This is a genomic window from Halobacillus amylolyticus (assembly GCF_022921115.1).
Classification (GTDB): domain Bacteria; phylum Bacillota; class Bacilli; order Bacillales; family Halobacillaceae; genus Halobacillus_A; species Halobacillus_A amylolyticus.
Map to the genome: position 1 here is coordinate 1082237 of NZ_CP095075.1, position 17388 is coordinate 1099624.

Annotated in this window: 25 protein-coding genes; 9 read left to right on the top strand and 16 right to left on the bottom strand. The window is 39.2% G+C overall.

What is annotated here, in order from left to right; genetic code table 11:
* Nucleotides 1–120 precede the first annotated feature (120 nt).
* The 4 genes from MUO15_RS05720 (at nt 121) to MUO15_RS05735 (ending at nt 2494) form a co-directional block, all read left to right on the top strand.
* Nucleotides 121–978, top strand: coding sequence for a metallophosphoesterase (locus tag MUO15_RS05720; protein ID WP_245034241.1), 858 nt, complete (start codon nt 121–123; stop codon nt 976–978).
* A gap of 85 nt (nt 979–1063) precedes the next feature.
* Nucleotides 1064–1633: an SCO family protein gene (locus MUO15_RS05725; RefSeq protein WP_245034243.1), complete on the top strand. Its 570-nt coding sequence runs from the start codon at nt 1064–1066 to the stop codon at nt 1631–1633.
* Between the two features lie 75 nt (nt 1634–1708).
* Nucleotides 1709–2176 carry a YkyB family protein gene (locus tag MUO15_RS05730; RefSeq protein WP_245034245.1) on the top strand — a complete coding sequence of 156 codons (468 nt, stop codon included), beginning with the start codon at nt 1709–1711 and terminating at the stop codon, nt 2174–2176.
* 96 nt (nt 2177–2272) lie between these two features.
* A complete protein-coding gene (locus tag MUO15_RS05735) occupies nt 2273–2494 on the top strand; it encodes a hypothetical protein (RefSeq protein WP_245034247.1) in 222 nt (73 codons plus the stop codon).
* Between the two features lie 12 nt (nt 2495–2506).
* Here the strand turns inward: MUO15_RS05735 and MUO15_RS05740 are convergent, their stop codons facing one another.
* The 5 genes from MUO15_RS05740 to MUO15_RS05760 all read right to left on the bottom strand — a co-directional run bounded on the left by MUO15_RS05740 (nt 2507) and on the right by MUO15_RS05760 (nt 5952).
* Nucleotides 2507–3412 carry a chemotaxis protein gene (locus MUO15_RS05740; RefSeq protein WP_245034249.1) on the bottom strand — a complete coding sequence of 302 codons (906 nt, stop codon included), beginning with the start codon at nt 3410–3412 and terminating at the stop codon, nt 2507–2509.
* A gap of 101 nt (nt 3413–3513) precedes the next feature.
* Entirely contained in the window at nt 3514–3915 is a 402-nt protein-coding gene (locus MUO15_RS05745) for a hypothetical protein (protein WP_245034251.1), read from the bottom strand.
* Between the two features lie 64 nt (nt 3916–3979).
* The gene (locus tag MUO15_RS05750; RefSeq protein ID WP_245034253.1) at nt 3980–4678 is read right to left on the bottom strand and encodes a DNA alkylation repair protein; all 699 of its coding nucleotides are present in this window, start codon (nt 4676–4678) and stop codon (nt 3980–3982) included.
* 11 nt (nt 4679–4689) lie between these two features.
* On the bottom strand, nt 4690–5541 hold the full coding sequence (locus tag MUO15_RS05755; RefSeq protein WP_245034255.1) for a patatin-like phospholipase family protein: 852 nt from the start codon (nt 5539–5541) through the stop codon (nt 4690–4692).
* 264 nt (nt 5542–5805) lie between these two features.
* On the bottom strand, nt 5806–5952 hold the full coding sequence (locus MUO15_RS05760) for an FbpB family small basic protein (protein ID WP_245034257.1): 147 nt from the start codon (nt 5950–5952) through the stop codon (nt 5806–5808).
* Between the two features lie 114 nt (nt 5953–6066).
* On the opposite strand from MUO15_RS05760, the gene MUO15_RS05765 reads away from it, so the two are divergent.
* Complete coding sequence (locus MUO15_RS05765) at nt 6067–7215, top strand: aminotransferase A (protein ID WP_245034259.1); 1149 nt, start codon at nt 6067–6069, stop codon at nt 7213–7215.
* Between the two features lie 29 nt (nt 7216–7244).
* On the opposite strand, the gene MUO15_RS05770 is transcribed toward MUO15_RS05765, so the two are convergent.
* Nucleotides 7245–7409 carry an aspartyl-phosphate phosphatase Spo0E family protein gene (locus MUO15_RS05770; protein ID WP_245034261.1) on the bottom strand — a complete coding sequence of 55 codons (165 nt, stop codon included), beginning with the start codon at nt 7407–7409 and terminating at the stop codon, nt 7245–7247.
* Between the two features lie 220 nt (nt 7410–7629).
* Here MUO15_RS05770 and lepB point away from each other — a divergent pair, with 220 nt between their 5' ends.
* The gene (gene lepB / locus MUO15_RS05775) at nt 7630–8148 is read left to right on the top strand and encodes a signal peptidase I (RefSeq protein ID WP_245034263.1); all 519 of its coding nucleotides are present in this window, start codon (nt 7630–7632) and stop codon (nt 8146–8148) included.
* Between the two features lie 87 nt (nt 8149–8235).
* On the opposite strand, the gene MUO15_RS05780 is transcribed toward lepB, so the two are convergent.
* The 3 genes from MUO15_RS05780 to MUO15_RS05790 all read right to left on the bottom strand — a co-directional run bounded on the left by MUO15_RS05780 (nt 8236) and on the right by MUO15_RS05790 (nt 8944).
* Nucleotides 8236–8373 (bottom strand): YvrJ family protein, encoded by a 138-nt coding sequence (locus MUO15_RS05780; protein ID WP_245034265.1) that lies wholly within the window; start codon nt 8371–8373, stop codon nt 8236–8238.
* 111 nt (nt 8374–8484) lie between these two features.
* Entirely contained in the window at nt 8485–8697 is a 213-nt protein-coding gene (locus MUO15_RS05785; RefSeq protein WP_245034267.1) for a DUF2922 domain-containing protein, read from the bottom strand.
* A 22-nt stretch (nt 8698–8719) separates the two neighbouring features.
* Nucleotides 8720–8944, bottom strand: coding sequence for a DUF1659 domain-containing protein (locus MUO15_RS05790; protein ID WP_245034269.1), 225 nt, complete (start codon nt 8942–8944; stop codon nt 8720–8722).
* Between the two features lie 660 nt (nt 8945–9604).
* Here MUO15_RS05790 and MUO15_RS05795 point away from each other — a divergent pair.
* Together MUO15_RS05795 and MUO15_RS05800 are read left to right on the top strand one after the other, a co-directional pair.
* Nucleotides 9605–9802, top strand: coding sequence for a hypothetical protein (locus MUO15_RS05795; RefSeq protein ID WP_245034271.1), 198 nt, complete (start codon nt 9605–9607; stop codon nt 9800–9802).
* Nucleotides 9803–9878: 76 nt separating this feature from the next.
* On the top strand, nt 9879–10007 hold the full coding sequence (locus MUO15_RS05800) for a YjcZ family sporulation protein (RefSeq protein WP_245034273.1): 129 nt from the start codon (nt 9879–9881) through the stop codon (nt 10005–10007).
* Nucleotides 10008–10069: 62 nt separating this feature from the next.
* On the opposite strand, the gene MUO15_RS05805 is transcribed toward MUO15_RS05800, so the two are convergent.
* The 4 genes from MUO15_RS05805 to MUO15_RS05820 all read right to left on the bottom strand — a co-directional run bounded on the left by MUO15_RS05805 (nt 10070) and on the right by MUO15_RS05820 (nt 14371).
* Nucleotides 10070–11425, bottom strand: a complete 1356-nt coding sequence (locus MUO15_RS05805; protein WP_245035870.1) for a TrkH family potassium uptake protein — start codon at nt 11423–11425, stop codon at nt 10070–10072.
* Between the two features lie 54 nt (nt 11426–11479).
* Nucleotides 11480–11905: a YwpF-like family protein gene (locus MUO15_RS05810; protein ID WP_245034275.1), complete on the bottom strand. Its 426-nt coding sequence runs from the start codon at nt 11903–11905 to the stop codon at nt 11480–11482.
* Nucleotides 11906–12060: 155 nt separating this feature from the next.
* A complete protein-coding gene (gene moaA / locus MUO15_RS05815; protein ID WP_245034277.1) occupies nt 12061–13071 on the bottom strand; it encodes a GTP 3',8-cyclase MoaA in 1011 nt (336 codons plus the stop codon).
* 31 nt (nt 13072–13102) lie between these two features.
* Nucleotides 13103–14371 carry a molybdopterin molybdotransferase MoeA gene (locus MUO15_RS05820; protein WP_245034279.1) on the bottom strand — a complete coding sequence of 423 codons (1269 nt, stop codon included), beginning with the start codon at nt 14369–14371 and terminating at the stop codon, nt 13103–13105.
* Nucleotides 14372–14520: 149 nt separating this feature from the next.
* Here MUO15_RS05820 and MUO15_RS05825 point away from each other — a divergent pair, with 149 nt between their 5' ends.
* Nucleotides 14521–15870, top strand: a complete 1350-nt coding sequence (locus tag MUO15_RS05825; protein ID WP_245034281.1) for a dihydrolipoyl dehydrogenase family protein — start codon at nt 14521–14523, stop codon at nt 15868–15870.
* 123 nt (nt 15871–15993) lie between these two features.
* Here MUO15_RS05825 and MUO15_RS21605 read toward each other — a convergent pair whose 3' ends face one another.
* The 3 genes from MUO15_RS21605 to MUO15_RS05835 all read right to left on the bottom strand — a co-directional run bounded on the left by MUO15_RS21605 (nt 15994) and on the right by MUO15_RS05835 (nt 17275).
* Nucleotides 15994–16128, bottom strand: coding sequence for a hypothetical protein (locus MUO15_RS21605; RefSeq protein WP_256464167.1), 135 nt, complete (start codon nt 16126–16128; stop codon nt 15994–15996).
* A 108-nt stretch (nt 16129–16236) separates the two neighbouring features.
* Nucleotides 16237–16377: a YrzI family small protein gene (locus tag MUO15_RS05830; RefSeq protein WP_245034283.1), complete on the bottom strand. Its 141-nt coding sequence runs from the start codon at nt 16375–16377 to the stop codon at nt 16237–16239.
* A 370-nt stretch (nt 16378–16747) separates the two neighbouring features.
* Entirely contained in the window at nt 16748–17275 is a 528-nt protein-coding gene (locus MUO15_RS05835) for an HD domain-containing protein (protein WP_245034285.1), read from the bottom strand.
* Nucleotides 17276–17388 lie beyond the last annotated feature (113 nt).

Consider the following 17388-nt stretch of genomic DNA (forward strand, 5'->3'; position numbering starts at 1 on the left):
TCCATACAACCAAATTGAATTCCTGTTCACTTTTCTTTTTTTCACATCCAATTATTCATGAAGGTTCTAGGGTAAAAGTGGTATAATGACGAAAGTATTCAAGAAGAAAGGATCCGTGTCATGATATTAACGCGACGTGGTTTTATAAAAAAATTTCTACTAAGCGGCCTTGGCCTAGTAGGAATCAGTGGCGGTGGTTATTATTACGCCCGTTATATTGAGCCCCACATGCTGCAAAGGCAGGAATATACCCTTTCTAATGACAAAATACCGCACTCATTTGACGGCAGTAAGGTTGTCCAATTTTCTGATACCCATATAGGTTTTAACTATAATCTTGAACAGTTCACACAATTAATACAGACAATTAACCAGGAAGAGCCTGATCTGATCGTTTTCACTGGAGATCTCGTCGACGCACCTCATACGTATCGATTCGACCAAAGCATTCCTCAATTGCTTAAAAAGCTGAAGGCGCCCCTTGGGAAGTATTGGATTTACGGTAATCATGACCACGGCGGGTATGGGACAGAAACGGTGAAAGCTGTAATGGAGGCTGGAGGATTTAAACTACTGCAAAACAGTGTTGCGCTGATAGATAATGGACAAGACAACTTTGCTTTAGCGGGGTTAGATGATGTCATGCTTGGGTCACCAGATATCACAGCAACGGCTAAACAGATTAAAGGAGAACCCTTTACAATCCTGCTCGTTCACGAACCAGATGTGGCAGATCAGATGAAAAACCACGGAATACATGTACAGCTTTCAGGGCACAGTCATGGTGGTCAAATCCAATTGCCCTTTATTGGGGCAATTGTCACTCCACCCTATGCTGAAACATATATCGAAGGAAAACATACGATTAGTGAGCAGTTGACTCTCTATGTAAGTAAGGGAATTGGTACAACTCGTCTCCCTTATCGGTTTATGTGCCGCCCAGAATACTCTGTTTTTCATCTCAATACAAAGGATTAACATTTTTGTGACATGATGATCTTGTGCCGTCAGAAATGGAAGCACATGTTAGAATAGAAGAACTACCTTGTTTGGAGGATGAAGCATGAAATATTTCACATTGGTCAATCTACTTATCTTATTGTTGCTTACAGCATGCGGCTCTCCTATTGAAGAAAATATGTCGCGCGAAGTAAAAGAATTTACAGCAACAACCCAAAGCGGTGAAAAAGTGAACTTGCCTGAAGACTTAAAAGGGGAGTATTGGATCGCTGACTTTATTTTCACCAGTTGTGAAACCGTTTGTCCGCCAATGACAGGGAATATGTCTCGTCTCCAACAGCAGTTAAAGGAAGAAAATATGGATGTTGAACTAGTCTCCTTTTCTGTTGATCCTAAACAAGATACGAAAGAGAAGCTAAAAGAATTTGCTGATGCCTATCAACCTGATTATGAGCAGTGGAGTTTTCTAACGGGTTACACCTTCCAAGAAGTTAAAGAGTTGTCAATCAAATCATTTCAATCCCCTCTTTCCAAAATGGAAGACTCAAACCAAGTCGCACATGGAACAAGCTTTTATTTAGTTACCCCTGAAGGCGACGTCATCAAGCGGTATAGTGGAATTAAGGCAGCAGAGATGGATCAAATCATTTCAGATTTAAAAAAATTAATGTAGTTATGAGCGGCTTGCTTTTGCAAATTTTTGCTAATTATCATACGATAGAATGACTACTTGGAAAGGAGAACCCGTATGAGAGAAAATCAGACATCGAGTCGAGAACTCGCCGAATCACTGTTTATCGTTAACCGACATGCGAAAACAGCTCCAGAGCCCAAGCACTTATATGAAATTAAAAAATCTACTATCACCAAATTACTTCAGGAACGTAAAGCTAAAAAAATCGGTCTGCATTTTTCTGATCATCCGAAACTTAGCAAACAACATTCTACCCTTCTCATTGAAGTTGGCGGTTACTATTTTCATATCCCTGCTGAAAAAAAAGATTTTAACCAACTGAAACACTTAGGGAAGGTTGATCACTCTTATCGAAACCCCAAACCGAAACTATCCCTGGCCAAAGCCAAACGGACACTTTACAAATATTTAGGATGGGACCAGCGTAAGTCCCCCGCCCCCCACTCGCTTTCATACCGCTCCCACACGTCCATGCTGGGACAACAACATATCACTCCTTGGAACCAACGTCCAAAGCGATAAGTAAGCAAAGAAGCCAAATAAAATGTTCGGCTTCTTTGTTTTTCATGTTTTGACTCTTCGAAAAAAAGGAATAGCCTTTAGCAGGAGGGTGATAGAATGACAATGAATCCACTGGACGACTTCTTGTATCAGTTGAATAAGTATGTAGAGTATTCAACTGAATTAAGATCTTCTTTTGAACATTTAACAGAACATGAAAAAAATATTATCCGCGACTCACACCCGACCGGTTCAGACCCTTTAACGGTTACGAAACAAGCCTATGATTGGCATGATGTTTTATTTAAAAAAGTCGAAAATGAAAAAAGCCGCTCATAAGGAGCGGCTTTTTCAGAGAATATGCTGGTCAATAACTTGAATAAGTTCAACAATTTCCGGTTTTGAAATTTGAGCGTCGGCACCAACTTTTTCACCTTTGTGTCTAAGGTCTTCGGTTATTAATGAAGAAAAAATAATCACAGGTAAGATATTGAGTTCCTTATCCTCCTTGATTGTCTTCGTTAAATGGTGACCGTCCATTCTAGGCATCTCAACATCTGTAATCACCAACTGGTACTCTTCTGCAACTTCCCTTCCCTCAGCTGCTATGGATCGAAGGTGATCATGAGCATCTTTGCCATCTTCAAATAGCACGGTATGAATATAGCCCGCTTCTTCCAATGTTTCTTGTAGCAAGCCACGCAATAGACCCGAATCTTCTACCACCAGGATCTTCTTATTCGAACGTTCCCGTTCACCAAGGGTATGGATCTCACTTTTGTTCAAACTTGATTCTGGGCTAATATCTGAGACTATTTTTTCAAAATCAAGCAAGAGTAGCATCTCATCATCTTTTTTAATGACACCTGTGATTTCAGTTTCCAGTCCTTGATACATTTTCCCTGGTTTTTCAATGGATTCCCAGGAAATACGGTGGATTTGCGTTACTGTATGTACGTGGAATACAATTTTGGTCTGATTAAACTCTGTTAAAATAAATTTGTCCTGTTTAGGGTTAGCAGAAGCTTCAAATCCTAGTGCATGTGCCACATCAACGACAGGAACAACCTCTCCCCGAATATCTACAATCCCCTCAACTGCCGGATGTGAGTGAGGAATTTTTGTTACAGGTACAGGGTTCAAAATCTCCTTTACCTTAATAACATTAATCCCAAAACGATTTTCAGCAACACTAAATTCAACAATCTCGAGCTCATTTGTACCGCTTTCCAGTAAAATCCCTTTATCCTTTTGCATATAATGCTTCAACCCTCTCTATAATCATTCTTTTACTTAAACCATACCATAATTTACAGGATGATCGTACATAAGTTTGAGGAGTTTTGTCGCATTATAGGCTAGGCCGCCCGTTTCTTCGAGCGAATCTTCACTCGTGTCATGATCATTCTGCCTATGCCGGTTAAAACACGGACGGCACCGTAACTGCTTATCGCAAGTAAACTGATCGACCAATAGTAGGAAGGTAAAAAAGTAGATTCTGTCCCCATAGCATAGCGATCTACCATTTGTAGAAAAGAAATGGCCAATATAGAACTAATACCGTAACCAAGCAGGGTGAACCATTGCTTGACGAGCAGCCATTCCATTATAGGTTTCATGACAAACATAATACTGGCTATAAGCAGAAAGACGAGCAGAAATTGAATGTGTAAACCGTTTAAACCAAATATTTGCAGGATATCTTGATCCAGCCACTGAATCACCCGATCAAGAAATGAAACATTAAACCATTGATTCATAGAGGATCCCTCACTTTCAGGTGTTTATCCCCATTATGATCGATGGTTTTCCATTCTATACCTTTCAGACAGGATACATCCCTTTATTCTTCATCCATTTTAATCCTTCTCTTTGGCTGAGAGGTCTTAATTCCGTAGATTCTATGAATGATATCACAGTTTGTGGCGCCGTTTTACTATATTCTCGCAAGATCCAGCCAATGGATTTCTCTATAAAAAACTCTTTTTCATGCTTCAATTTATTAATCGTCTGAAATAACAGCTGCTCATTCGTCTTCTCTTTAAACTTCAACTGATTGAGCAAACTAGCTCTTCGCACCCACATATGTTCGGAGTTTGACCAGTTGACGGTAATCTCCGATAATTTATCGCTATAACGGAGTAAATAGCTGCCACATAAGTTTGCAGAGATCGAATCAACGGTATCCCACCACGGCTTACTCGTTAGGAACTCTTTATATACATCAATAGCTTCCTCAGGTGGCTGCTTGGAATCTATATCTAACAAAGCTAATGCGGCATAATGGCACTCTCTTTCCTCCTCTTGAAAAAGTAAGTACGCCGTCTCTACCCGCTCTGAAAATGTCATAGGAGTAAATGATTTCAACCACTTCTTCACAAGCTTCGAACGCTCAGGCGTTTTGATTCCATAGAAAGGAAATTGGTTTTTCATATATTTCTCCATAGCTTCATTCTGAGTCGTATCTCTATTTGCACTTAATTCCTTTACAATCGAGTTTTTTATAACATCACTACGATTCATATCTTCCTCCGTTAACTTTGAACGAATTTTGCTAATTCATCACTTTGCTGCTCTGCTTCTTGATAGCCTTGCATATATAACTGATGCAAGCGGTCCCTATTTTTCTCAATTCGGCTAACTTGTAAAGGGCGTAAAGGGCGTAAAATAAAGACTTGTTGATCCTCTTCCATCTTTTTAATTTGTGACATTGTGTTATTGTATTTTTGATGACGATTTCTTAAGGCTTGTGCAAACTTCGGAAAGTTTTTGTATTTACGATTAAAATACCAGTTCAGTTTTAGCTTCTTTTTTATATGACCGTCATTACGCGTCAACACAACCACATGTTTACGATTACCTGCTTCAACAGAAGGCTGTAGTGGAATCGGATCAGCTATACCGCCATCCATTAGCTCTTCCCCTAAATACGATATACTAGGAGCAATTAATGGTAATGAACTTGAGGCTCTCATCACCTTAAGCAAGCTTATCCGATCAGGAAAATGATCAAAGAATTGCGGCTCACCCGTTCGCATATTTGTTGTGCCTACTACAAATTCTGTCGTTCTTGCTAAAAATGAATCATAATCGAAAGGGACTAGTTGATTCGGCAGTTTATCAAAAATAAAGTCCATTCCAAACAGCTGACGGTTTGTAAACATACGCTTGAAGGATATGTATTCGGGATGATCCCCGTATTCGACCATTACTTCATAATTTCTTCCACGCTGACCGGCCACATAAGAACTGCCGTTACAGGCTCCTGCCGATGCTCCTACAACATAAGGAAAATGAATATCTTCATCTAGGAAGAAATCCAAGACCCCTGCTGTATAAGCTCCGCGCATTCCTCCTCCTTCTAAAACTAAACCAGTTTGATCCACAAACGTCTACCTCCTTTTTTATAGTAGAATTATAACGCTCTTTTCCGTCTCTTTGAAGTAAACCGAATCATCCTGCCTAAGGTGGAACAATCGTATCTTATTTACAGCAATGACAGCCTTGTATGCTGATTATTTTGCAGATAATGAGGAGTTTCTGATTTATGTCCCAAAAGCTTTTTTACTTATAAAACAAGTGGCAGAGTTTTCCTTACGTAAAAAAGTAAAGCAGCCACGCTATGCGGCTGCTTTTACTCTATGATATGATCAATTTACAATTTTAGTTTTATCTACCGTTTTTGCTCTTTTCTCATCGATTTGTTTGTCGATTTTTTCCAAAGCTTGCTGATCATTCAAGAGCTGTTCCTTATTTTGGTTCACTAGCTCTTCAAAAGAGATTCGATTTGGCCTCATGACTCAAACTCCTTTCTCACATTTACATGGTACATATTCATTATAACAAATATGAAAAGGGATAAATCTAAATTGTTTGAACATTTTGTTAACATTTAATCGGAGGGTGACTACATGGAACATTTAATTAATAAAAACCTATCAACTATTCAAATATCCGGTATTCGACAATTCTTTAATATGGTCAGCCACTATGATGACGTGGTTTCCTTAACAATCGGCCAGCCAGACATGCTAACCCCAGATCACGTGAAGGATGCTGCGATTCAAGCACTTCATGACAATCATACGAATTATACCCACAATGCTGGACTGCTTCAGCTGCGAGAAGCGATCAGCCGGCACGTTGCTCAGCGGTACAACCTATCTTATCATGCCGAGGATGAAATTATTGTTACCGTTGGTGCCTCACAGGCGATCGATATTACCCTTCGGACCATTTTAGAAAAGGGGGATGAAGTTCTTTTACCTGGCCCAGTCTATCCTGGTTATGAGCCTCTCATCAAATTAGCAGGGGCTTCAGCTAAACACGTAGACACAAGACAGCACGGGTTTAAACTTACTGCTGAATTACTTGAGCAAGCAATCACACCAAAGACGAAATGTATCATTTTGCCTTACCCATCAAACCCTACAGGCGTATCTTTATCAAAAGAAGAGTTAAAAGAAATTGCGGCCGTAATCAAAAAACATAACCTATTTATGATAGCGGATGAAATTTATAGTGAGCTTACTTATGGTAAGGAACACACATCTATTGCTGTCTTTCCCACTATACGTGATCAGGTTATTGTTATAAATGGTGTATCCAAATCACACTCTATGACTGGCTTTAGAATCGGCTACTTGTTAGCTCCTGCGTGGTTAGCTGCACATATACTCAAAGTACATCAATATAATGTCTCCTGTGCGACATCCATTAGTCAGTACGCAGCCTTAGAAGCCATAGACAATGGCAAAACCGACTCCGTTTATATGAAAAAAGAATATGATCAAAGAAGATCTTATGTAATGGAACGCCTTGATAAAATGGGGTTAAGCTATCAAATACCTGATGGCGCGTTTTATGTCTTTCCTAAATTCCCGCTAGGGGACATGTCATCTTTTGAAAAAGCGGTACAGCTTGTTGAAGAAGCGGGAGTTGCCCTAGTTCCAGGAGATGCTTTTTCCCAATATGGAAATGGATATATGAGGCTCTCTTATGCTTACAGTATGGAGACGCTGCAGAAAGGACTTGCACGCTTAGAACAATTCTTAGTATAAGAAAAGAGCGAAGGGATCTTCGCTCTTTTTTATGCATCCTTTTTTTGTTGTATTTGATTCAGTAAATGATCTAGTTCTTGACTCATTCGCACCGATTTAGCACTTGAAAATCCTTCTTTTATAGCTGTCTCTGTCATACGATTACGTAACTCTTCTATTCTTAATGTGAGTTGATCTTGCTGATCTATTTTCATCATCGTACCTCCTATCGTATGCGAATATAAACTATATTTTACCATACTCTAACACACCCCCAAAGAAGAAAAAGAATAAAATCAAAATATTCACAAATTTTTCAGGTTTTAGTATGTATCATATTAAAATTAGATTACAAATCTCATCATTGTTTCATTTTTATACCCTTATGATAAAATAAAAGTTGTCTAGAGCATGTTTAAGAGAGGAAGATTCAGATTGTCTGAACAAGCTAAAAAAGAATGGTTAGAATGGATTAAAGCGATAGCCATCGCTATTGTTCTTGCCTTTATTTTACGTACTTTCTTTTTCGCCACTTCCATCGTTGAAGGTTCCAGCATGGATCCTACACTTGAGAGCGGTGAACGAGTGATGTTTAATAAGATTATTTATTACGTTGATGAGCCCGCCTATGGAGATGTTGTAATCATTGAACGGCCTATGAAGAATTATGTAAAAAGGGTCATTGGAAAACCAAATGATACAATAGAAGTTCGAAACCACCAGTTATATATTGACGGTCAAAAAAAAGAACAGAATTTTTTAAGTCAAGAAGCCATTATGGCGACAAGAGATTTCGGCCCTGTTAAAGTTCCCGACGACACTTATTTCGTAATGGGTGATAATCGTTCAATCAGTAAAGACAGCCGTAATGGACTGGGATTTATTAAGGAAGAAGAAATTATCGGCAGAACAGAACTTATTATTTACCCATTTGATGAAATCAGTTTAACTTAATAATGGAAGACGCCCACTTTCAAAGTAAAGCTAAAAGGGATATTTAGACGTTCTTAGCTTGACAGGATTGATAGTGGGCGCTTCTTGTTATCCTTTCACTTTATCAGGAAGATGGTGGATCGTTTCAATCAGATCATCAAGTTTCCCTTCTATACGGTGCAATAAATAAAAAGTTACCGCTATTGGGAACCCGACATCTGTCAAGAACGGAAGCCATGTGTCCACGTTTTTCACACCTCCTCTTAGGAAAAAAGCCGCTTGTAACCACCCTGGCGACAATGATAGAAAAGCCACTATGAAGCAATCTTCATAGTGGCTTTCGTGTGTCAGAAGCTTCTATAATTCAATATCGAATACGTTACGCTCTACAATTCGTGCCTGCTTTTTCTCTACTAAATTGCCACCGCTTGAGTAAAAGCAGCTTTCAGCGATTATCGCATCCATTGCAGCATGAATAGCTATCTGGTCAGTTGGTTCAACTGGTTCATCAAGCGAAATCGTTACAGTACTTCCCTCTTCATTAAGAAATTTGAGTTCAAGCTTTTTCATCCTTGTTCCTCCCCTTTACTCTTTATAGATCAACTAAAATGGATGAATCGTTGCGTTCAATTGTTGATAGCAAACGTTGTTGCAGAGGAGCTAATGCAGTTGCCACTTTATACAACTGCTCTGATGTTGCCTCCATCTTGACGTTATTGAAAGACTTTGTACGGAATTTAACATTACCCTTCTCGTCTGTCCCGTTTTCAAATACAAGTTGTAGCTGAGTGTTTACCTTATCCGCTGTTACCGCCATGGTGATCACCTCCCTTCACTCTTATAATCGAAGGTGACCCCATGGGAGGTGTCTATGTGTATTTGGTATTTTTTATGTATGGAATGGCCGGATGATTTTTGTATAACAAAGACCTTAGATAGACAAGCTGATGAATCAAAACATGTATGTATATCTCTGCTCTCTTGGTGATTTCCTTATAAAAAAGAGCAAGCATCCTTTTATCCAGATGCTTGCTCTTTACTTCCTGTGTATGCTCGAAAAAGACTTATGTGATTGGTTTTATCCTCGATCAAAAATACAAAAACCCATTAGTGCAAATAATATAACAAGACAGACGAGAAACATAATGATCTCTCCCATACACTCACCCCCTCATTCATTATATTTTATCAAAAAATCAACACCCTCGCTTCCCTTTTTCTATCTTTAGGTTACCATTAATCCATTAAAAGCAACCTTAGCTTCGTGATTTCAACAAAATCCAGCTAATTTTACTCTATTGTACACTATTTTGCTTCACTTAGCCTGCTTCATTCCCCGGGAAATGTTTTCAAATTTTTATCTATTTATTACATCATAAGTAGCTCGGACAGCCACAAAAAGTTCCAGACGAGCTTATCACAAACAGTAAATAGAACAGAAGTACTAAGGGCATAATGAATAAGAGGAGGCGATCATATGAATGCAAACCAGCGTCTTTCAAGTCCAAATAATCTGGCTGTACCGCTCCTAATTAATGAAATGAAAAATGATCATGTCAATCATTGGTGTAATGAGCTGGAAGAAGAAAATTCATTTAGTAATGTTCAGAAGCTTAATAACCAACAATCCAAAATCATGACAGTATCTAAACATTCATTCATAAACGAAACTTAACTAAAAATGGGTGAATGACCATACAACCACATTTTTTCCGCATAGGCTGACATTGTATTTAACTGGAGGTGTACTTATGTACGGAAGCAACCTTTATCAATGTAGATGTGGTGGCTGTGGCGGCAGAGGTCAAGGCAATAACTTCACCCTTATCGTAGTCCTCTTTATCCTATTAATCATTGTAGGTGCGGCAATTTATTGTTGATTATGTACACAGCTATGAGCTGTGTACATTTTTCTTACCATCACCATATGGAAAGTAATCCGCTATCCAATAATAATTCTCTCTTTTGGATAGTGATAATTACTTGCCTTTCTATCTTTTTTCAAGGTGAACAAAAAGGTTAGTATCCCAATACGCCCTATAAACATCAACAGCATGAGGACGACTTTACCAAACGGAGACAGCCCTGCCGTAATCCCAAGCGATAACCCCGTTGTTCCGAATGCCGAACACACTTCAAAAATGATTGCCTTTAAAGAGTAAGGTTCACTAATCGTTAACACAAGAACAGCAACAAAGCAGGTTAGAACCGCCATAATTGTAACGGCAACTGCACGGTTTAAATCCTCGTTATGGACCTCTCTTTTAAAAATCTTAATGGTACTCTCACCCCTTGCAAAGGTTAGTACAAAGATAATAACTAAAGCGAAGGTCGTTGTTCGAATTCCTCCCCCGACACTACTTGGGGAAGCCCCGATAAACATTAATGCAGACATGAATAGTTGGGTATGCTCTGCAAATTCGTTGATGTCCATAGTCGCCAAGCCACCGCTCCTTGTGGTAACGGATTGAAAAAGGGAAAAAAATAAAATCTCATGCCAATCTTTGTCGGCAAAAAAATGATTGAATTCTAAGATAGCAATCATTAAGGCACCAAACACAACTAATGCAAAAAACGTGAAGGATGTAAGCTTAGCAAATAAAGAAAATTGTACCCTTTTAGTGGTCGGCTTAAAAAGATACTGCTTCACTTCAATAAGAACAGGGAATCCAATAGCTCCTGCAATGATTAACACCATATGGATAAATTGAACAAAATAATCATTTTTAAAGGGAATTAATGACTGTCCTGTAATATCAAAACCACCATTTGTTGTAGCGCTAATCGAACTGAAAAACCCGTGTAAATAAGCTTCTGCAGGCTCATAATATTGTAAATAATACGTTCCTAATATTAGAAAACCTATTAATTCAATAATTAACACAACAATGACGATCTGTTTAACCATTCGGACCATTCCCTGGAAGGAAGTCTGGTTTTGATCAGCCATGATGAGCCGTCTTTCTTTCATTCCTATTTTTTTCCCTAAGACAAGCCAAATCATTGTCCCAAGGGTCATAACGCCTATGCCGCCAAATTGCAGCACAAAAGCCAAAATAAAAATACCAGTCGTATTAAATGTCTCTACCGTAGAGACTGTTGTGAGACCGGTTACACTCACCGCACTTACTGCAGTAAATAAAATATCAATAAACGCAAGATTAACACCAGGTTCATGTGCGACAGGCAGAGCTATTAAAATTGATGAAATCGTCACTGCAAATAGATAGAACAACGCTATCAACTGAAATGGTGAAAGCTTGTTAAGCCACCGCAGGCTACGTTTTCGCACCCACATCATAAAGCATGTACTCCTTTTAACAACAACTTTTGATCTTATGTAATGAGAGAGTTATTCTCTCTGTTTATCGCCACGACGTTTGAATTCTTCGAGTAATTCGTCACCTTGAAATCCTTCATCCATAAGAATCTTTAACACTTTTTCTATTTGTTCTCTTTGACGATCGACAATGCTCCCCATAAAGATAACATTCATATGATCTCCAATTATATTAGTATCAATAACCTTCACGAGAAAGGTCGCCAAACGATTACTGCTCTTAGTTATCTTCACTTGAATCATTAATTCTTCCTCATGTTCAAGAATCGTTTGAAAATATTCATCGTAATCACGATCGACATAGGCTTCAACGACCCAGCGCCCCTTATCATCTTCACGGTTAATGATTAGCCCGTCGTATAACTTGATTCTCCGTTGGGTTAGATCTTCATTTTTTTCCTCCACGATATCAAGCGACACAAGCTTAAACGTTTTCACAATCTGGCACCTCCAGGTTAGCTTTCTATCTTTATTATTATAGAGCACGAAGCTCAACTGAGTAAAGTGGACATGCAATTTAGAATATAGTCAAAAGTTTTTGGCAATAGAAAAGCGAGTGCAAGATAGAACTGCACCCGCTTTGAATGAACCGCCTAACCGCCAATATAAGACATTTCAATCTTTTCCTTTTGAGGTTTTCCTTCTGCCCTTTCTACGGAATATTGATCATCACGTTTCGTCCATATTTTAATTAGATACAAGATAATTTCATGATCACTCATATGGCTTCTTAACATCTGTCTAATATCATAGCCTTCACTAGCAAATAAACATGTATATAGTTTACCATCTGCTGATAATCTTACACGTGTACAACTACTGCAGAATGCGTCTGATACAGAAGAAATAATTCCAATTTCGGCATCACTATCTTTATACTTGTATCTCGTTGCCACCTCGCCAAAATAATTAGCATCTAATGGTTCAAGCGGCATTTCTTGATTAATTTCATCCACGATCTCTTTTTTCGAAACAACTGTATCCAGATTCCAGCCATTGTGATTGCCGACATCCATAAATTCAATGAACCTTAAGGTGTCCCCCGTCTCTTTGAAATACCTCGCCATCGGCAGGATTTGACTCTCATTCATCCCTTTTTTCACAACCATATTTATCTTAATCGCAAGCCCTGCTTTACGAGCAGCTTCAATTCCTTTTAGTACCGGACTGGTCTTGATACCGCGGCCGTTCGTTTGTTTAAACACTTCATCTTCAATGGCGTCTAAACTAACATTTACACGGTCAAGCCCCGCCTCCTTCAATTTCTGTGCTTGCTTAACTAAAAATATAGCATTCGTCGTAATGGCTATATCATTTATCCCATCGATTTGCTTGAGTCGAGACACTAACTGATCCATATTCTTTCTCATTAACGGTTCACCGCCAGTTAACCGAACCTTTTCTGTTCCAAATTTAGCAAAAATCTCCACCAGTCGTACAATTTCATCGAAACTCAGTAATTCCTTAGCAGGCATAAACCGGAAATCATCACCAAAAATCTCCGCAGGCATACAATATGTACACCTAAAATTACACTGATCTATTACAGAAATTCTTAAATCTTTCATTGGGCGATCGTACTTGTCTAAAACATAGTTGACCATTCTAATTTCTCGCTCCCTTGGATAAGTTAATCTATAGATGAAATTCCTGCGCGCCTTGATTATCCTCTAATAATATAGCATAAACACCATCGCCTTGCTTATAGCCTCTAGTCCCTCCGCTTAGAACAATAAGTACATTTGAATAAGCTAGAGATGTTACCACAGCAGATTTATCCATTCCTGCTGGATACACACAAACCTTTCCTTCCTCGTAAACCATAAACCCTCTAACAAAACGGGTAAATGGGTTCGGTTTAGGGAAGTCTGATCCAAGCTCAGCATCAATCACTTTATGATAGGGATTTGTATTGCCTAAATAACTTTGAATAAACGGATGCGTATAAAGCTCAAAGCCAACATAACAGGCAGAAGGGTTCCCTGACAAGCCAAATAATAGCTGATTGTCTAATGAAGCAACGGTTGTCACACTCCCAGGCCTCATCGCAATTTTATTAAATAAAACTTCAGCACCTAGTTTTTCGTAAATGTCAGGCATTAAATCATAATCACCGACTGACACCCCACCTGTTGTAATTAGGATATCGACATCTGATAAAGACTGTTTAACGGCCTGATAGCATGTATCAAAATCATCCGCAAGCTTCCCAAAATAAACTGGGGCTCCTCCGCTTCTCTCAATTTGAGCCAGTACCATATAAGCATTTGAGTTTCTGATTTTCCCCGGTTCGAGCGGCTGATCTACATCAAGCAATTCTGTTCCTGTTGCATACACACCTACACGCGGCTTTCTATATACACGAACGTTTGCATAGCCAAAGGTGGCAAGCAGTGCTTGGATTCCAGGATTAATCCTTTCACCAGAACGAACAAGAACCTCTCCTTCTTCTGTTTCAGAGCCTCTGGCTATGATATTTTGACCATCCTCCATCTTCCGCTTAATGGTCATATAAGTTTTACCAGCTCTCTCATCTGTTTGACAGATTTCGAACATAGCAACACATGTCGCACCTTCAGGAATTTCTGCCCCTGTCATAATTCGGACAGCTTCCCCGCTTCTTAACGGCCGGCACGCTCGCTGCCCCGCCCCCACTTTTTCTGTAACAAGAAAACTGACAGGCGCTTCTCTGCTGGCCCTCACCGTATCTGCAGCTAGGATAGCAAACCCATCATAAGGAGATTTAGGAAAAGGTGGAATCGCATGTGTTGCCTGAATATCATCAGCAAGAATTCGGCCATGGCTCTGATTCAAGCCAATTTCTTCGACTCTTGCGGCGGGCTTATGCTGCATGACATGCTGTATCGCTTTTTCAACTGGAATTGGAGTTCTATGTAAGTTCATTTTATTCATCCTCTATAAAAAGTAGTGTTTTAATGAACATAACGAAATTAAGCTGCAATTTCAAAATTTATGTCTTGGTTAAAATCTTGTTTCTTATTATAGTAAGAGGGGTATAAATCTATAGGATGAAAAAAGGAGGAAATCAGTTTATGAGTACATATGATGTAATCGTGATCGGAACAGGAGTTGCAGGAGGCACGGTTGCTTCCATAGCTAAGAGAAGAGGACTTTCAACAGCCATTGTCGATTCAAGGCCATACGGAGGTACCTGTCCCCAGAGAGGCTGTGACCCAAAAAGAGTGCTGACTGGTGTGACCGAAGCTTTTGAAGATGCTAAACGTTTAAAAGGAAAAGGGATAACAGGTGATTTCCAGCTAAACTGGGAAGACTTAAAGTCATTTAAAGATTCATTTACAGAACCTGTAGCTAAATCTGTAGAAGATTCGTTCAAAGAAAAAGGGATCCAAACCTACCACGGTACAGCTTCCTTTTTAGATCCTCATACCATCGAAATTGGCGGAGAAAAGATAACTGCCGATAAGTTTGTGATTGCAACAGGTGCGCGTCCAACCCCTTTACCAATCCAAGGGTTTAACCATATGATAACGAGTGATGACTTCTTTGAATTAGAGGACATTCCTGATCGAGTGATATTCGTTGGGGGCGGCTATATTTCCTTCGAATTTGCCCATCTATGTGCCCGTTTAGGAAAAGAAGTCGTCATTCTTCATCGAGGAAAACACGTACTTGAATCCTTTGACAATGAAATAACGAATAAACTCATCGAACACACAAAGGATCTTGGTGTCGATATTCATACAAGTACAGAAGTGAAAGAAATAGAGATGCTCAACAGCGGTGGCTACAGCTTACGTGTGAAAAAGTTTGACCATGAGCATGAAATAAAAGGTGACCTTATTATCCACGGCGCCGGCCGTAGTGCAAATGTAGAAAAGTTAAATCTTGAGACTGCAGGGATTGAAGCAACAAAGCATGGAGTAAAAGTTAACCACAACTTCCAATCCGTCTCCCTGCCCCACATTTATGCTGCAGGTGATGCAGCCGATTCAGGATTAAAACCGCTAACCCCAGTGGCTGGCGAAGAGGCAGAACGGTTGATGCAGCATTTAGTAGATAAAAAGGAGCAACCACTTATCACTTCAGCTATTCCATCTCTTGTATTCACTTACCCTATCTTAGGATCTGTAGGAATTACGCAACAGGAAGCTAAGGCGAAGCGAATCCCTTATGAAGTGCAGTCTAGAACGGTCCATTCCTTTTTCACATATAAACGAATGAATGATGAAGGCGCCTATGTCAAACTACTAATGAACCCGTTTACAGATGAGCTCATAGGTGCACATGTCCTCTCTAGTCATGCTGATCATCTTGTAAATCTATTTACTGCTGCGATTGAAAAAAAGATGACTAAATCGGATTTAAGGAATATGCTCTGGGGTTACCCTACCACAGAAAGTGATATCCCTAGCTTCTTTTAACAAGAGACATTTGATAGATAAAGCTAAAATCTAGTCATGAGCGCGTCTACTCATCGTCAGTGACATGAGCTCCTAATAGACATAAAGCAGAAATCCCCGCTTTCCTATCAGCGGGGATTTTTATTACATATACATATGTTTATTTTTGTTTTCTTCAATTTTCTTATGAATGTGCAAATACTTCTTACGTGTCGCATCACGCCATTCATTAGACAGCTTTTCGATGCTGATTGTGAAAATAATCATATTAATTCTCATCGGAATCCTCCTCTTTCTCACTAATCGTCTATGCGGTATCCTTCTCTACATTCAACCAAGCCATAAATACAATTCTTCTCATAATTGCCATTTTATACACCCCATTTTTTAGAAATGATTAATCATGCGTGCCTTGCGATCAAGAAACTCTTCTTTGGCCGATGGTTTATAGATCGGATAATTTGGGCAGTTCCGCTTCTTTTGCCTCTTTGTAATACTAATCCTAAATATTAAAAAGTGTATGCTCATTTCATCACCTCCTTAAAGAATTGTGCAGTTTTTTTACATAAAAAATAGCCACAGGGGTCCTGTGGCTTTAAACAAAGCTATTAGAAAACCATTCCATAAAAAAGAATGATCCCCACAAAAAAAGCCACAGGGTTACCATATGCGCAACCTGTAGCATGTATGAACACATTTTTACATAAAAAGACTACAATAGTTTGTTAGCGCAGGTCGACCGTATACAATTGAATTGAAGTTGTACTAGAATCATGGTTTTCATTGGAATCGACCTCGCTTTCTGAGAATTTTTTCTTACACTGGAAATTATATAGAAAGTTCTACCAAAAGTAAAGCACTTTTCTGAAAAATGTTACATTAATTATCTTGTTTTGATTTAATGATCCGCTTTATAGCTTATTCGCCCTATTTCCGCGTCTAGTACGTGAAGACGTCTAACCGCTTCACTAGGATCCATTTCCTTATAATGATGCTTTCCTCCAGGCTGTTCGTCTAATGCATCCGCCTCGGCAACGACATCCTGCAAATCCGTTCTCTTGTCATTTAATTCGAAAGGTAAATAGCTATCTGTATGAAGCAAAACAGCCAGGGAAACTTTCTTAGCCACCAAACGATCTTCCCCTAGCCTAATTAATAATTTATGAGCTCTTTCTGCCCCTTTAATCGCGTGTATGTCGTGCTTTCTATATTCTTCATAATCCCACTTCCCATCCCGATACCATTCATAATGACCCATATCGTGAAGGAGAGCCGATTTCGTTGCAAGATCTTGCGATACATCTGCTTTCACAGCCAGTTGCAGAGCGTTTTCGGCTACCGTAACAGCATGGTGGATGCCGGATCGCTGCAAATATTTTTGAGTAATTCGATGATTAAACACTTCTACTAGAGTAACTCTTGCCATGATATCCGCCTCCAATATTAAAAATTAATATAGCATGACTTACCCTGCATCTCAAGTACGGATCCATAGGAAACATATGAAACAGGGGTTTAGGCAAACAATAAAAGAGGAAA

Bases quoted from the DNA above. Each gene is read 5' to 3' on its own strand.
- MUO15_RS05750 (WP_245034253.1), bottom strand. From the start codon at position 4,678: ATGAATCGTAGTGATGTTATAAAAAACTCGATTGTAAAGGAATTAAGT.
- MUO15_RS05835 (WP_245034285.1), bottom strand. From the start codon at position 17,275: ATGGCAAGAGTTACTCTAGTAGAAGTGTTTAATCATCGAATTACTCAA.
- MUO15_RS05735 (WP_245034247.1), top strand. From the start codon at position 2,273: ATGACAATGAATCCACTGGACGACTTCTTGTATCAGTTGAATAAGTAT.
- MUO15_RS05820 (WP_245034279.1), bottom strand. From the start codon at position 14,371: ATGAACTTACATAGAACTCCAATTCCAGTTGAAAAAGCGATACAGCAT.
- MUO15_RS05790 (WP_245034269.1), bottom strand. From the start codon at position 8,944: ATGGCGGTAACAGCGGATAAGGTAAACACTCAGCTACAACTTGTATTT.
- MUO15_RS05770 (WP_245034261.1), bottom strand. From the start codon at position 7,409: ATGAAAATAGATCAGCAAGATCAACTCACATTAAGAATAGAAGAGTTA.
- MUO15_RS05785 (WP_245034267.1), bottom strand. From the start codon at position 8,697: ATGAAAAAGCTTGAACTCAAATTTCTTAATGAAGAGGGAAGTACTGTA.
- moaA (WP_245034277.1), bottom strand. From the start codon at position 13,071: ATGGTCAACTATGTTTTAGACAAGTACGATCGCCCAATGAAAGATTTA.
- MUO15_RS05745 (WP_245034251.1), bottom strand. From the start codon at position 3,915: ATGAATCAATGGTTTAATGTTTCATTTCTTGATCGGGTGATTCAGTGG.
- MUO15_RS05795 (WP_245034271.1), top strand. From the start codon at position 9,605: ATGAATGCAAACCAGCGTCTTTCAAGTCCAAATAATCTGGCTGTACCG.
- MUO15_RS05800 (WP_245034273.1), top strand. From the start codon at position 9,879: ATGTACGGAAGCAACCTTTATCAATGTAGATGTGGTGGCTGTGGCGGC.
- MUO15_RS05765 (WP_245034259.1), top strand. From the start codon at position 6,067: ATGGAACATTTAATTAATAAAAACCTATCAACTATTCAAATATCCGGT.
- MUO15_RS21605 (WP_256464167.1), bottom strand. From the start codon at position 16,128: ATGAGAATTAATATGATTATTTTCACAATCAGCATCGAAAAGCTGTCT.
- MUO15_RS05740 (WP_245034249.1), bottom strand. From the start codon at position 3,412: ATGCAAAAGGATAAAGGGATTTTACTGGAAAGCGGTACAAATGAGCTC.
- MUO15_RS05830 (WP_245034283.1), bottom strand. From the start codon at position 16,377: ATGAGCATACACTTTTTAATATTTAGGATTAGTATTACAAAGAGGCAA.
- MUO15_RS05725 (WP_245034243.1), top strand. From the start codon at position 1,064: ATGAAATATTTCACATTGGTCAATCTACTTATCTTATTGTTGCTTACA.
- MUO15_RS05760 (WP_245034257.1), bottom strand. From the start codon at position 5,952: ATGAGGCCAAATCGAATCTCTTTTGAAGAGCTAGTGAACCAAAATAAG.
- MUO15_RS05825 (WP_245034281.1), top strand. From the start codon at position 14,521: ATGAGTACATATGATGTAATCGTGATCGGAACAGGAGTTGCAGGAGGC.
- MUO15_RS05730 (WP_245034245.1), top strand. From the start codon at position 1,709: ATGAGAGAAAATCAGACATCGAGTCGAGAACTCGCCGAATCACTGTTT.
- MUO15_RS05805 (WP_245035870.1), bottom strand. From the start codon at position 11,425: ATGTGGGTGCGAAAACGTAGCCTGCGGTGGCTTAACAAGCTTTCACCA.
- MUO15_RS05720 (WP_245034241.1), top strand. From the start codon at position 121: ATGATATTAACGCGACGTGGTTTTATAAAAAAATTTCTACTAAGCGGC.